Genomic DNA, 13,029 nt, shown 5'->3' with positions numbered 1-13,029 from the left:
CGGAGCGAATCACGTCTGGTATGGACAGGTTCGCCGAGGTCGACGACCAGTACGACCCCCAGGCCATCGAGCAACGGGTCTTCGAGTACTGGGACGACGTCGACGCCTACGAGCAGACGGTCGATCACCGATCGGACGGTGAAACCTATTTCTTCGTCGACGGCCCGCCGTATACGTCCGGGTCGGCGCACATGGGTACCACCTGGAATAAGTCGCTGAAGGACGTCAACCTCCGATTCCTTCGGATGCAGGGCTACGACGTGACGGACCGGCCGGGCTACGACATGCACGGCCTCCCCATCGAGACTCGAGTCGAGGAGAAACTCGGATTCGAGAACAAAAAGGACATCGAGGAATTCGGTGAGGAGAACTTCATCGAGGCTTGCAAGGAGTACGCCGACGAGCAACTCGAGGGACTGCAGTCGGACTTTCAGGACTTCGGCGTCTGGATGGACTGGGACGATCCCTATCGTACCGTCTCCCCCGAGTACATGGAAGCGGCCTGGTGGGGCTTTGCAAACGCAGCCGACCGCGATCTGGTCGAGAAAGGTCACCGCTCGATCTCGCAGTGTCCCCGGTGCGAAACCGCCATCGCGAACAACGAAGTCGAGTACGACGACGTCGAGGATCCCTCGATTTACGTGAAATTCGACCTCGTCGATCGTGAGGGATCGGTCGTGATCTGGACGACGACGCCGTGGACGATCCCGGCGAACACGTTCGTCGCCGTCGATCCGGAGCTCACGTACCAGGGAGTCCGTGCGAAAACAGACGACGGATCGGATCTCCTCTACGTCGCCAAAGAGTGCGTCGAGGATGTCCTGAAGGAGGGGCGCTACGACGACTACGAGGTCGTCGAGGAGCTCCCCGGCGAAGAGATGGTCGGCTGGTCCTACGACCACCCCCTCTCCGAGGAGGTTCCGGACCACGCAGACCACGAGGGTGCACTCGAGGTCTACGCGGCCGACTACGTCGAAGCGGATCGGACGGGACTGGTCCACTCCGCACCCGGTCACGGTGAGGTGGACTTCGAACGCGGCAGCGAGCTCGGATTTCCGATCTTCTGTCCCGTCGGCGGCGACGGCGTCTACACCGACGAGGCCGGCACGTACGAGGGTCAGTTCGTCAAGGAGGCCGACGACGAGATCATCGCGGACCTCGAGGACAACGGGGCGTTGCTCTCGTCGGGAATGGTCACTCACAGCTACGGTCACTGCTGGCGCTGTGATACCGGAATCGTCCAGATCGTCACCGACCAGTGGTTCATCACCATCACGGACGTCAAAGACGAGTTGCTCGAGAACATCGAGGACAGCCGGTGGTATCCCGAGTGGGCCCGCGACAACCGATTCCGGGACTTCGTCGAGGACGCGCCGGATTGGAACGTTTCCCGCCAGCGGTACTGGGGGATTCCGCTGCCGGTGTGGACGCCGGAACACCGTGACGACGATACCGAGATGATCGTCATCTCGACCCGCGAGGAACTCACGGAGCGCGTCGACCAGGAGATCGACCCCGAGACGGTCGACCTCCACAAGGATACGGTCGACGACTTCACCATCACGGAGGACGGAACGACGTACACGCGCGTTCCCGACGTCTTCGACGTCTGGCTCGATTCCTCGGTGGCGACCTGGGGAACGCTGGATTACCCCGAAGACGACGGCCGATTCGACGAGCTCTGGCCCGCCGATCTCATCCTCGAGGCCCACGACCAGACCCGCGGCTGGTTCTGGTCACAGCTCGGAATGGGTACCGCTGCGCTCGGTGAGAGCCCCTACGAGCAGGTGTTGATGCACGGCCACGCGCTCATGCCCGACGGCCGCGCGATGTCCAAGTCGAAGGACATCCTCGTCGATCCGCACGAGGCGATCGATCGTCACGGTCGCGACGTCATGCGCATGTTCTTGCTCTCGAACAATCCACAGGGCGACGACATGCGCTTTTCGTGGGACGGAATGCAGACGATGGAAAACCACCTGCGGACGCTGTGGAACGTCTTTCGGTTCCCGCTGCCGTACATGCGACTGGACGGCTTCGATCCGAGCGAAACCGACGTCGAGGACGTCGAGGACGATCTCGAGCTAGTCGACGAGTGGATCCTCGCCCGTCTGCAGACGACGAAAGCCGAGATGACGGCCCACTTCGAGGAGTTCCGTCAGGACAGAGCGCTCGAGGCGCTGATCGAGTTCGTCGTCGAGGACGTGTCACGGTTTTACGTCCAGGCGGTCCGCGAGCGGATGTGGGAAGAAGAGGACAGCGACTCGAAGACGGCGGCCTACGCGACGATCTATCGCGTTCTCGGAGAGTGCGTCCTCCTGCTCGCGCCGTTCGCACCGTTCATCAGCGAGGAGATCTACGGCGCGCTCTCCGGAGACGACGGCTACGAGACGGTCCACATGTCCGACTGGCCGACCGTCGACGAGCGCTGGGTCGACGACCGACTCGAGGATGACGTCGCGGTTCTTCGAGCGATCGAAGAGGCCGGTGCGAACGCGCGCCAGCAGGCCGGTCGGAAGCTTCGCTGGCCGGTTCCGCGGGTCGTGGTCGCGGCCGACGACGACCGCGTTCTCGAGGCCGTCGAACGCCACACCGATCTGCTGTCGGATCGGCTCAACGCCCGTTCGATCGAGGTCGTCTCGTCGGAGGACCGATGGGAAGAACTCGCCTACAGCGCGGAGGCCGACATGAGCGAGCTCGGTCCCGCCTTCGGCGGTCGGGCCGGTGAGGTCATGAACGCGCTCAACGAGGCTCGTATCGACGGTCCATCGCTCGGGGCGCTCGAGGATGCCGTCAACGACACGCTCGACGAATCGGTCGAGCTCGAGGAGTCGATGGTCTCGTTCGTCTCGCAGACGCCCGCGGACGTCGCCGGGACGGCCTTCGGTCTCGACGGCGACGATCACGGCGTCGTCTACGTCGACGCCTCTCTGACGGAGGACATCGAAAGCGAAGGGTACGCCCGGGAGGTCATCCGGCGCGTCCAGGAGATGCGAAAGGAACTCGATCTCGACGTCGAAGAGCGGATCGCACTCGAACTCGCGGTCGACGACGACCGCGTCGCCGCCCTCGTCGACGAACGAATCGATCTGGTCCGTGAGGAGGTCCGTGCCGACGAGCGTCGTGCGATCGACGACGGGCACCGCAAGGAGTGGGACGTCGAGGGCGTAACGATGGAAATTGCGATCTCGCCGCTGTCTGAGCGGACGGTCTGATACGGTTTGCTGTGACTTTTTACCGGAGCGACCGCAGGACTGCTCGCGGTCGCTCCGGTAACGACTTACAGTAGACCGTATGAGCCTGTCTTCGTCCACGCGATCCCGAACTCGTCTGCGCGGCAGTCGATGATCGCAAGCTCGTTTTCTCCGTGTTGTCGACGAACGTGACGGTCCCGTCACCGCAACAGTCTTGATCGTCGACTTTCCACGGGTCTGTAGTGACTTCCCGACTGATCGCGATCGTATTCGTCGTCTTGATGATCGCCAGCCTCCCGGCCGGCGTCGGCGCGTTCGAGTCTGCCGAACCGACCGCCTCACCGGCAGCGGAGCCCGCTTCGCTCGAGCCGATCGACGCCGGGTCCATCACGGCCACGACCGCCACTGAAAGCACGCTTTATCGGACGACGACGCTCCGCCACTTGCCCGATCGATCCGGGACGTTCGAGACCGAAAAGGAGTTTCGCGTCCCCGATCCCGTCGTCGACCTCGAGATCGGTCTCCACTCCCGTGCGGAAGTCGAGTCGACCGAGGGGTTCGAGGAGACCGGCGACGGAACGCTCGAGTGGACCGAGGAGACGGATCGACCGTCGGTGAGGTTTACCATGCCGGCCAACCGGACGGGTGACGTCGGCGCTCACGCGCTCGAATCGGGCGGATCACCGGAAACGAGCGGTGAGGTCCCGAACGAGCCGACGAAACGCGCGATGGTAACGGCGACCATCGACGAGCGAACAGAACACGCGAGGACAGCGACGACCGCCGACGAGCGGTACACGTTCGTCGACACCGGCGAGTGGGGAGTGGTTCAGGTACCCGGTATCGATATCTCGCTGCGACAGACCGAGTCGGTCGGCCACGACGAGACGGTCCGCGTCGACGGCCCCGGTGCGACCGGCGGAGACATCGCCTTCTTCGGTGAGGTCGAAGAACACCAGCGAACCGTCGACGGAGAGACGATTCGCCTCGTCGTCTCCGAATCGGCAGAGATGGCCGAGGAGCCGTCCGCCGTCCTCGAGACGCTGACGTACGCGAGCCGGGAACTCGACGTCGGGGCCAGACCCGACGAAGCATTCATCGTCGCCGTTCCGACCGACGTCAATTGGGGGCCAGAGGGCGTCCAGTACGGCGACGGAGACGCGTGGGTTCGTGCCGACGCTCCCCTCGAGAACCCGGCGAACATCTGGGTTCACGAGTACGTCCACGTTCGTCAGGACTTCTCGGGTTCCGCGTCGGACGCTCGACTCGGACCAGAAGCGGAGTGGCTCGTCGAGGCCCAGGCCGAGTACTACGCGGCGACGATCGCCTTCGAGAAGGGGCTGATCGAGTTCGACGAACTGAAGCGACACCTAGAACGCGGCGAGCGAGCGCCGTACGCGGACGGAATCCTTGCCGATCCACCGAGCTGGGAGGACGATCGAACCGACTACGTCAAAGGGCGACTCGTCTACGCCGAGATCGATCGAGTGTTGCGACTCGAGACGGAGGGAGACCGCACGCTCGAAGACGTCTTCCGGGTGATGAACGCGAACGAGGAGGGACTTACTGGAGACGGGTTCCTCGAGCTCCTCGAGGACGCCGGCGGAGAGGCGGTCCGGGCGACCGCGGAGCGGTACACGCTGACCGACGCGACGCCGGGGATGTGGTCACGGAGCGAACACGCAGCCGCGTTCGATCTGGAGGGAGCCGCATTCGCGTACCGTTTGGGTCCAGAGCCACTCGAGGTGGCGGACGAACCGTGGGAGGACGGCTACGTAACCGCCGAGAGGGACGCCGTGGTGGTTCCGATGGATACGTCAGTGACGGTCCCGGCCACGGTCGAGAACGTCGGAGATCGAGACGGGACGTACGACGCGAGCCTCGTTATCGACGGTGACATCGTCGACTACAACCAGTCGGCCCTCCCCGTGGGGAGACACGCAACCGAACGGCTCGCCTGGACGCCGCCCGAACCCGGCGACTACGCACTTCGGGTCGGCTCGGACGAGTTGGCGGTCTTCGTCCGGACGGCATCGAGCGTCACCGTCACCGACCTCTCGATCGATCCCGAACCGGCACGTCCGGGCGAACCCGTAGACGTCACGGCGACGGTCGAGGCTGCCGGCGACGGTCCCGGAACGGCAGTTATCGAGTTCCGAACGGAAGACGGCGTCGTCGCGGAGCGAACCGTCGTCGTCGCGTCGGACGAGCGGAAAACGATCAACGCGTCGGTGCAATTCGACGAGGAGGGGACCTACGAACTCGTCGTCGGGGATCGGGAAACGACGGTGACGATCGAGGCCGTCCCACCCGCGGACCTCGAGGAGGTACCCGGTTTCGGCGTCGGAACCGCGATCGGTTCGCTCCTGGCCGCCATAACGGTGATTCTCGTCGGAAAGCGGTGGACGAGACCGTCACGACGGTGATGGATTCGTCGCTCGAACTCGAGGAGAGTCAGAGGTGGGCTGCGAGTTCGGGTGCGACCGAAACGACGCTGCTTTCGCGCTCGATCGTATCCGTGGCGTAGATCGCCTCGACGCCGGCGCGGGCGAGCTTCGTGTACGCGTTTCGGACCAGCAGCGGATGGACGCAGGTGACGAAGACGCGGCCGACGTCCCGCTCGCGCAGTACAGCGACCGCCTCGCTCATCGTCGACCCGGTCGCGATGATGTCGTCCGTGATGACGACGTCGCGACCGACGACATCGACGCCACTCAGAGAGACTTCGACCGCGGTTCCCGAGTGACGGACCTTCTCGAAGTAGTCCGTCTCGCCCGCACCGAAGGCGTCCCGGACCGTCTCAGCGAGCGAGATCGCGCCGGCGTCCGGCGAGAGGAACACTGGATCGACGAGATCGGCGGGGAGAGGATCGGCCAGCCGATCCGCCGCCTCGACTGCCGTGGCCGTCGGTTCGAAGAACTCGCAGACGACCTGTTCGTGCGGAGAGACCGTGAGGACGCGATCCGTCCCCGTCGAGATCGCGCGAGCGACCGCGCGCGCCGAAATCGGCTGTCCGGCATCGAAGGACCTGTCCTGGCGTCCGTAGCCCATGTACGGGAGAACCGTGACGGTCTCGTCGATGCCGGCCTGCCGTGCGGCGTCTTGAAGCTGGAGTACTTCGAGGTGAGCGTCGCTCGAGACCGTCGAGGCGACGATGACGGCACGCTCCGCATTGGCGTCGATATCGGGGACTGACGCGAGGAGCTCCCCATCGGGAAAGCGGTCGTACTCGGCGGTCGCGAGCGATTCCTCGAGTTCGGTCGCGAGCCTCGCGGCGAGTGACTGGGACGCGGATCCACTGATGATCATACTCGAGCCCACAGCGCGGGGGGTAAACGGGTTTTCGTTCTCGCGCTCGGGTCGCCTCGACGGTCAAAGGCGTTCGAACACGCGCTCGGTGGAGCGTTCGCCTTATAGTACCAACTGCAACAATTCACACACCGATCGCATCGCTGTCGTGCGATCAGGTGTACATCGACTTTCAGTGGCTACTATCGCTTCGGGCGGCTGCGATCGCGAGCCCCGTGACGCCGTCGATACCGAGTGGATGCGTGCGCCATCCACCCTCGCCCGTAGCGCAAAAGCCGCCGTCCTCCGTTACGGCGTAGACCGTCTCGCCGTAACGGATGGCGACGATCGGAGCGCCGGCGCTGCCGGTCGCGTGCCACTCGCCACCCTCTAGCGCGTAGATCGTGTCGCCCGCAGTTGCGTGAGCCCGAACCAGACGGCCGGGCTCCGAACGCGGGTCCGCAGTTACCGATTCGAACGATTCCTCGAGGATCTCCATCCAGCCGTTTCCGAGCTTGTACAGGCCGTCGTCCGTGGCCGCGAGCGGAACGCCTGGCGTCGAGACGTCGTTGACAGCCGTCAGTCCGGCGTGATCGAGCCCGCCGTCGTGAATGCGATAGACCCCCGTCTCGGTTCCGACGAGATCGCCGTCGATCGCTCGGACCGTACCGATTCCCGGTCGCTCCGAGTCCGCTCCACCCACCGCGTCTGCGGCGAGCGGTTCCCAACGATCGGTGCCGGCGCGACGCCGGGCGACGCGACCGTCATCGCCGGCCGCGATCAGATCTGGGCCGTCCGCACCGACGGCGACCGCGGAGCCGAACCCGGTTTCCGCGAACGTCGGCTCGTCGTCGGTACCCTCGGCTGAGCCCACTCCACTCTCGAGGTCGTACACGCGAACATCCTCCTCCGTCGCGATCGCGACGACGTCGTCGGTCGCCGTCACGTCCCTGGCGTCGCAGCGCTCACAGAGACCGAACTCACCGACGGTGTCGCCGGCAACCCGAACGCGAACGACGCCGATCGAACTCGTGACGTACGCCTCGAGTGCGCCGTCGCGGTCGCCGTAGACTCGTTTCTCCTCGATCGAATCCATCTCTGGATGGACGAACGAGAGCACCAGCCGAAAGCGTTCCGCCTGATCGTCGGCTTCGGAACCCCTTTGGGGACGCCCGTCACACTACCGATCGATGGAAGTATTCGGCTCGAGCGGGACGCGCGGCGTCGCCAACGAAGAGCTGACGCCCGAATTCGTCCTGCGCGTTGGGAAGGCTACGGGGACGGCGTGGGGGGTCGATCGGGTCGCCATCGCGCGCGACACGCGCTATACCGGCCGAATGCTGGCCGACGCGGCCACAAGCGGGCTCGCGAGCACGGGGACCGACGTCGACCGCCTCGGTATCCTCCCCACACCAGGAGCACAGTTCCACGCCGAGCGAGCGGGTGTTCCCGTCGTGGTGATCACCGCCTCACACAACCCGCCACAGTACAACGGAATCAAACTCGTCGGAACCGACGGCGTCGAACTGGCCGTCTCGGACCTCGAGACGATCGAGGAAACGCTGCTGTCCGAACGGTTCGCCGTTGCTCCCTGGGACGAGACCGGACGGGTCCGAGAGATAACGGGGACGACGGACCAGTACGTGGATGAACTGCTCGCGGCTGCCGAGCGGGAGACGATCGCCGGTGCCGATCTGACGGTCGCACTCGATCCCGGTCACGGCGCTGGCGCACTGACCAGCCCGAGGTTCTTTCGGGAACTCGGCTGTCGCGTCGTCACGGTCAACGGCCAGGCCGACGGTCGCTTCCCCGGTCGCGATCCAGAACCCGTCCCGGAGAACCTGGGAGACCTGGGAGAACTCGTTCGGGCCAGCGACGCTGACGTCGGAATCGCTCACGACGGCGACGCCGATCGTGCGATCTTCTTCGATGAGGACGGCGAGTACGTTCCGGGCGACGCCACGCTCGCCGCCCTCGCCGCTGCCGAACTCGAGGCGGGAGACACCGTCGTCTCGGCGGTCAACGTCTCCCAGCGACTCGTCGACGTCGTCACCGACCTCGGTGCCGAACTCGAGTTGACCCCGATCGGCTCGACGAACATCATCACGCGGATCAGAGAGCTCGAAGCGAGCGGCGCGCGCGTTCCGATCGCGGGCGAGGGCAACGGCGGAATCTTCTTCCCCGCTTTCCGGCTCGCGCGCGACGGCGCGTTCACCGCGGCACGATTCCTCGAACTCGTGGCAGAGCGATCGGTGAGCGAGATCGTCTCACCCTTCGACGGCTACGCGAACGTTCGACACAACCTCGAGTACGAATCGACGGCCGAACGCGACGCCATGCTCGATGCGGCGGCGAACCACGCCCAATCCGCGGACGCCGAACTCAACACGCGAGACGGCTACCGCCTCGACTACGGCGACGCGTGGGTGCTCGCCCGTCCGTCCGGAACGGAACCCCTCGTTCGGGTCTACGCCGAAGCTCGAGACGCCGGTCGCGCCCAGGAGTTGGCCGACGAGCTGTACGAGACGCTCGCGGATGCGAAGGCGAACGCTTGATACGGTCTGCTGTAACCGTTTACCGGCTCACCCGGCACCCGGTCTCCGGATACGCCGGTACTGACTTACAGCAGACCGTATGAGTGGCGCTGTTCTGCCGGCAATAGTTCTTTCCGTCGATCCGTGATTGTTCTCCGTAGAATCGAGCGTACCGTGTCGATAACCAGCGAACGGACCGTACTGTAGACGATGATCGAGCGCGACAGTGACGACGGCGAGGAACCACCCGCCTCACAACCCGATCCGCTGGTCGGATCGGAATCGCACATCGACGATCTGTTACACTGGCTTTACCTCGACGGTGACCGCCGACTCCTGACCGGCTGGCTCCTGCTTTTCGTCTTCGGTGCGTGCCTCCTGTTGATCCGCGTCGATCTCATCACGCCCGCCGAGGCCGGCGATATCACGGCCATCGCCGCGGCGCTGGTCGGCGGCATGCTCCCGTTCATCACCGTCGTCCTCGCGATCAATCAACTCATCCTCTCCGAGGAGTTCGGAACCACGGGCGTGTTCATAGAGCGACTCGAAGAGACCCGCGAATACCGGTATGGTATCGAGGATCACACCGGATATCGGCCGAGTCCGGTCGAACCCTCGGCTTTCCTCCGCGTCCTGATCGAATCCAAGCGACGGACGGCGCTGGGATTGTGGAACGTCTGTCGGGACGCACCCGTTGCGCTACGGGAAGCGATCGACGACTACGTGTCGACGACGACACCACGTGACGTCGACGCGATCGAAAGGCTCGAGGGGGCGAGCTTCGGGACGTTCACCGTGATCGCGGTCATCGTCCACTACAACGACCCCTGGCAGCTCCAGAGTGTTCGACGCATCCGATCTCGCCACCGACACGACCTCTCTGACGCCGCCGAAAACCAGCTGGATCGTCTCGAGGAACTCCTGCGCGACATCCACGTCGCCCGTCAGTACTTCAAGACGGTCCACATGCAACAGGAACTCGCGGATCTTTCGAAGATCCTGTTGTACGTCGGATTTCCGACGCTACTCGGGGGTGCGTTCGTCATCGTCGCGTACGGAAACCTTCTGGCGCTGGAGCTGAACCCGATCGTCTACGCGATCGTGGTGAGTACGACGATTACCGCCCTGTTCAGCCCGTTCGCGGTCCTGCTCGCGTACGTTCTGCGAATCGCCACCATCGCTCGCCGCACGGCAGCGGACTTCGGACCGTTCGTGCTCCAGCAACAGATTCCCGGAGAGGAGATCGAAACCGCCGACGAAACCGGATATCGTCGGTCGGAGTGAACCGACCGAGTCGATCACGACCGGAGGCGCTTCCCGTAGCGCGGACCGATTCGCTCGCTCGCCAGCAGCACCCGGTGAGTGGAGACCAACACGACGACAGCGAGAACGATCATCACTCCCTCGAGTACCGTCGTGAGTAATCCAAGCGAGACGATGAGGGTAGTCGCACAGGCGGGTGGATGACGAGTGTCGGTCGCGAGCATCCCACCCGCCGTCAGCGTCGTCGCGAGGACGCCGCTGGCGGCGAGACGAAGTCCCTCGAGCGAGCCGGGTGCCGTCGTCGCCGTCATCGAAATGCCGGCCGCGAGCAGGTGGTACGCGAGCAGGCCGGCGACGACGCCGATCGCGTGGCCGCCGACGACCCGTCGGGTCGACGTTGCCTCGCTGTCCTGAAACAGCGCGAGGACGAACGCCGACGGGCCGAGACTCGGGAACAGCATCGGGAGACCGAAGAGCCACGCGATCACGGCAGTCGTCGAGATCAACAGACCGGTGTGCAGCGTCGTTCCGGCCCGGTCGTCCATAACCGGCGGTTCGTCCGACCGGTAAATAATCCCCGTGATTCGTCCGTCAGGGGACGATCGTTACCGGGACGGACGACCGGCGCGTGACCGCCTCCGCGACGCTTCCGAGGAGCACTCGTGAGACGCCGGCCCGTCCGTCGCTGCCGATGACGATCTGGTCGACGTCGGCCTCGTCGGCGTACTCGAGGATCGCCGTTGCGGCCGTTCCGCGCAGAACCGTCGGCTCGACCGACGCATCGTGTTCCGCCGCGGCCGCTCGAACGTCGTCGAAAAACTCGGGATCGGAGGAGGAAGAAACATCCCCCATCCCCGGATCGCCGCCGTAGCCCGCCTCGAGATCGTCGACGGCGTGGACGACCGTCACCTCGGCTCCCGGAAACGTCGTCAGCGCGTGTCGGAGTGCCGCCCGTGCGGGATCGGAATCGTCCATCGGAACGAGAAGGTGGCGAGTCACGAACGAACGAAGGGGTGCAAGCGACGAAAGTCCTGTGGCGTTCGCACGAACGACAGCGTCCAGCGCTCGAGCGACGTTCGGTGGGGTAGATCGGCTCGGCTCGCAGCCTCCCGTTGGTTCGAGCGGGGCGGTACCACTGGTGCGAGTACGGACGGTACCACTGGTGGTACGAATGGGACGGTACCGTTGGTGCGAACGAAACTGTACTACACGGGATCGTCGATCTCGAGGGCCGTCGCGAGGTCGTCGCGTTCGGTCCGCAGGGCCTTGAGCTCGTCTTCGACGCGGCCGGATGCCAGCCGGTCGCGTTCGTCGGGCGTCAGTTTGGCCACCGCTTTTGCCGCCGTCTGAAGGCGGTCGTAGTCGGGATCTGCGGTGAGCAATCGGATTTCCCGGAGCAACGCGACCGTCTCTTCGTCTGCCACGCGTTCGACGAACGGGCGTCGCTCCCGCGTCCGTCGTCGGAGGACACCGGTCGGCGCTGGCGGCCACGCGATCGTCAGCGGCTCGCCGTCGATGTCATCCAGATACGTCTGTTGGGTCGCGACTCGTCGCTTGAGAACGTCCGCGTCCTCGACGTAGTGTGAGAGTTTCGATCGGGAGTAGCCGGCGTACTCGAGGAGTTCGGGGATCGTATACTCGCCGTCGGAACTCTCCTCGACGTACGCCCGCAGATCGTCGGGCGGCCGCTCGAAGTCGACGAAAGGGTACCACGCGCTCCGTTCGAGCACGGAGAAGACCTCGCGAGCGGACGTCTCGAGACGGTACTCGGTAAACGCCTCGAGAACGCGCTCGTTGTAGCGATCGATCGGTTTCCGAAGCCGTTCGACCGGAGCATCCAGATCGGCCGTCGCCAGCTCGAGCAGACGCTCGCGCTCGTCGATCTCGTCGTCGATCGTTCGTCGGCGTTTGCTCGCGACCTTTCTGGCCTCGGCGAGGGCCTCGCGTGCCGATTCGCGCTCGTCGATGAGTTCGACGTACCGTGACGCGGGCTCGAGTGCAGCGTGGGCCGTCTCGAAGTCCGATTCGCTCAGTCGACGTTTGTCGATCGCGTCGAGGGCGTCCTCGAACGCGTCGCGCCCCCGAAGATCGTCGGGCAATCCGTCGACCAGCGAGGCGAACTGTCCCTCGAGTTGGATGTAGGCCGTGAAGTTCTCCCGGCCGGTTCCGGTTGCGCGGTCGACGTACGAATCGAGCAGATCCGTCGCGTTTCGGTAGGCCTCGGACGCGTCGGCAACCGCGTCGCCGCCGTGTTCGTCGATCCGGCGATCGGCCTCTTCGAAGCACTCGCGGGCAGCTTCGAGGCGCTCGAGCGGCGATCGCTCGTCGGCTCGGAGGGCGTGTTCACTCATCCTGGGCTAATCACCGGATTCGTAGACTGCCTCGGGGTCGAACACCCGTTCACCGACGGTTTCGCCCTCGACCGTCCGGTAGAAACACGATCGGTAACCGGTGTGACACGCGCCTCCTTCCTGGTCGACCAGATAGAGCAGCGTATCGGCGTCGCAGTCGACCCGAACCTCCTCGACGTTCTGAATATGACCGCTAGTCGTTCCTTTCTCCCAGAGTTCGTCGCGGCTCCGGGAGTAGTAGTGCGCTCGGCCGGTCTCGCGGGTTCGCTCGAACGCCTCGGGGGAGACGTACGCGAGCATCAACACGTCGCCCGTCTCGGCGTCCTGTGCGACGGCGGGCACGAGCCCGTCCTCACCGAAGTCGATGGCAATGCCGTCGTCCATATCCGAGAGGATGTC

10 protein-coding genes are annotated in these 13,029 nt (G+C 64.9%); 4 read left to right on the top strand and 6 right to left on the bottom strand.

What is annotated here, in order from left to right; genetic code table 11:
* Nucleotides 1–20 precede the first annotated feature (20 nt).
* The gene (gene ileS / locus EA462_RS00275; protein WP_124176581.1) at nucleotides 21–3,215 is read left to right on the top strand and encodes an isoleucine--tRNA ligase; all 3,195 of its coding nucleotides are present in this window, start codon (nucleotides 21–23) and stop codon (nucleotides 3,213–3,215) included.
* 221 nt (nucleotides 3,216–3,436) lie between these two features.
* Entirely contained in the window at nucleotides 3,437–5,620 is a 2,184-nt protein-coding gene (locus EA462_RS00270) for a CARDB domain-containing protein (RefSeq protein ID WP_124176580.1), read from the top strand.
* A 28-nt stretch (nucleotides 5,621–5,648) separates the two neighbouring features.
* On the opposite strand, the gene prs is transcribed toward EA462_RS00270, so the two are convergent.
* Nucleotides 5,649–6,503, bottom strand: coding sequence for a ribose-phosphate diphosphokinase (gene prs, locus EA462_RS00265; RefSeq protein ID WP_124176579.1), 855 nt, complete (start codon nucleotides 6,501–6,503; stop codon nucleotides 5,649–5,651).
* Between the two features lie 172 nt (nucleotides 6,504–6,675).
* The gene (locus EA462_RS00260; RefSeq protein ID WP_124176578.1) at nucleotides 6,676–7,578 is read right to left on the bottom strand and encodes an HVO_0234 family beta-propeller protein; all 903 of its coding nucleotides are present in this window, start codon (nucleotides 7,576–7,578) and stop codon (nucleotides 6,676–6,678) included.
* Nucleotides 7,579–7,672: 94 nt separating this feature from the next.
* On the opposite strand from EA462_RS00260, the gene glmM reads away from it, so the two are divergent.
* Together glmM and EA462_RS00250 are read left to right on the top strand one after the other, a co-directional pair.
* On the top strand, nucleotides 7,673–9,037 hold the full coding sequence (gene glmM, locus EA462_RS00255) for a phosphoglucosamine mutase (RefSeq protein ID WP_124176577.1): 1,365 nt from the start codon (nucleotides 7,673–7,675) through the stop codon (nucleotides 9,035–9,037).
* Nucleotides 9,038–9,226: 189 nt separating this feature from the next.
* Nucleotides 9,227–10,300: a hypothetical protein gene (locus EA462_RS00250; RefSeq protein ID WP_124176576.1), complete on the top strand. Its 1,074-nt coding sequence runs from the start codon at nucleotides 9,227–9,229 to the stop codon at nucleotides 10,298–10,300.
* Between the two features lie 14 nt (nucleotides 10,301–10,314).
* Here EA462_RS00250 and EA462_RS00245 read toward each other — a convergent pair whose 3' ends face one another.
* From EA462_RS00245 to hisI, 4 genes are all read right to left on the bottom strand, one after another.
* Nucleotides 10,315–10,824, bottom strand: coding sequence for an HPP family protein (locus EA462_RS00245; protein ID WP_124176575.1), 510 nt, complete (start codon nucleotides 10,822–10,824; stop codon nucleotides 10,315–10,317).
* Nucleotides 10,825–10,870: 46 nt separating this feature from the next.
* Nucleotides 10,871–11,278 (bottom strand): universal stress protein, encoded by a 408-nt coding sequence (locus EA462_RS00240; RefSeq protein ID WP_124176574.1) that lies wholly within the window; start codon nucleotides 11,276–11,278, stop codon nucleotides 10,871–10,873.
* Between the two features lie 206 nt (nucleotides 11,279–11,484).
* Nucleotides 11,485–12,630, bottom strand: a complete 1,146-nt coding sequence (locus EA462_RS00235; RefSeq protein WP_124176573.1) for a DUF7118 family protein — start codon at nucleotides 12,628–12,630, stop codon at nucleotides 11,485–11,487.
* Nucleotides 12,631–12,636: 6 nt separating this feature from the next.
* On the bottom strand, nucleotides 12,637–13,014 hold the full coding sequence (gene hisI, locus EA462_RS00230; RefSeq protein ID WP_124176572.1) for a phosphoribosyl-AMP cyclohydrolase: 378 nt from the start codon (nucleotides 13,012–13,014) through the stop codon (nucleotides 12,637–12,639).
* Nucleotides 13,015–13,029: the final 15 nt, after the last annotated feature.

The sequence above is a fragment of the Natrarchaeobius halalkaliphilus genome, assembly GCF_003841485.1.
Classification (GTDB): Archaea; Halobacteriota; Halobacteria; order Halobacteriales; family Natrialbaceae; genus Natrarchaeobius; species Natrarchaeobius halalkaliphilus.
This window is presented reverse-complemented; position numbering and strand designations above follow the sequence as displayed.

What these genes read in the sequence shown, in the direction of transcription:
- ileS (WP_124176581.1), top strand. Translation starts at nt 21, where the DNA reads ATGGACAGGTTCGCCGAGGTCGACGACCAGTACGACCCCCAGGCCATC.
- prs (WP_124176579.1), bottom strand. Translation starts at nt 6,503, where the DNA reads ATGATCATCAGTGGATCCGCGTCCCAGTCACTCGCCGCGAGGCTCGCG.
- EA462_RS00260 (WP_124176578.1), bottom strand. Translation starts at nt 7,578, where the DNA reads ATGGATTCGATCGAGGAGAAACGAGTCTACGGCGACCGCGACGGCGCA.
- glmM (WP_124176577.1), top strand. Translation starts at nt 7,673, where the DNA reads ATGGAAGTATTCGGCTCGAGCGGGACGCGCGGCGTCGCCAACGAAGAG.
- EA462_RS00250 (WP_124176576.1), top strand. Translation starts at nt 9,227, where the DNA reads ATGATCGAGCGCGACAGTGACGACGGCGAGGAACCACCCGCCTCACAA.
- EA462_RS00245 (WP_124176575.1), bottom strand. Translation starts at nt 10,824, where the DNA reads ATGGACGACCGGGCCGGAACGACGCTGCACACCGGTCTGTTGATCTCG.
- EA462_RS00235 (WP_124176573.1), bottom strand. Translation starts at nt 12,630, where the DNA reads ATGAGTGAACACGCCCTCCGAGCCGACGAGCGATCGCCGCTCGAGCGC.
- hisI (WP_124176572.1), bottom strand. Translation starts at nt 13,014, where the DNA reads ATGGACGACGGCATTGCCATCGACTTCGGTGAGGACGGGCTCGTGCCC.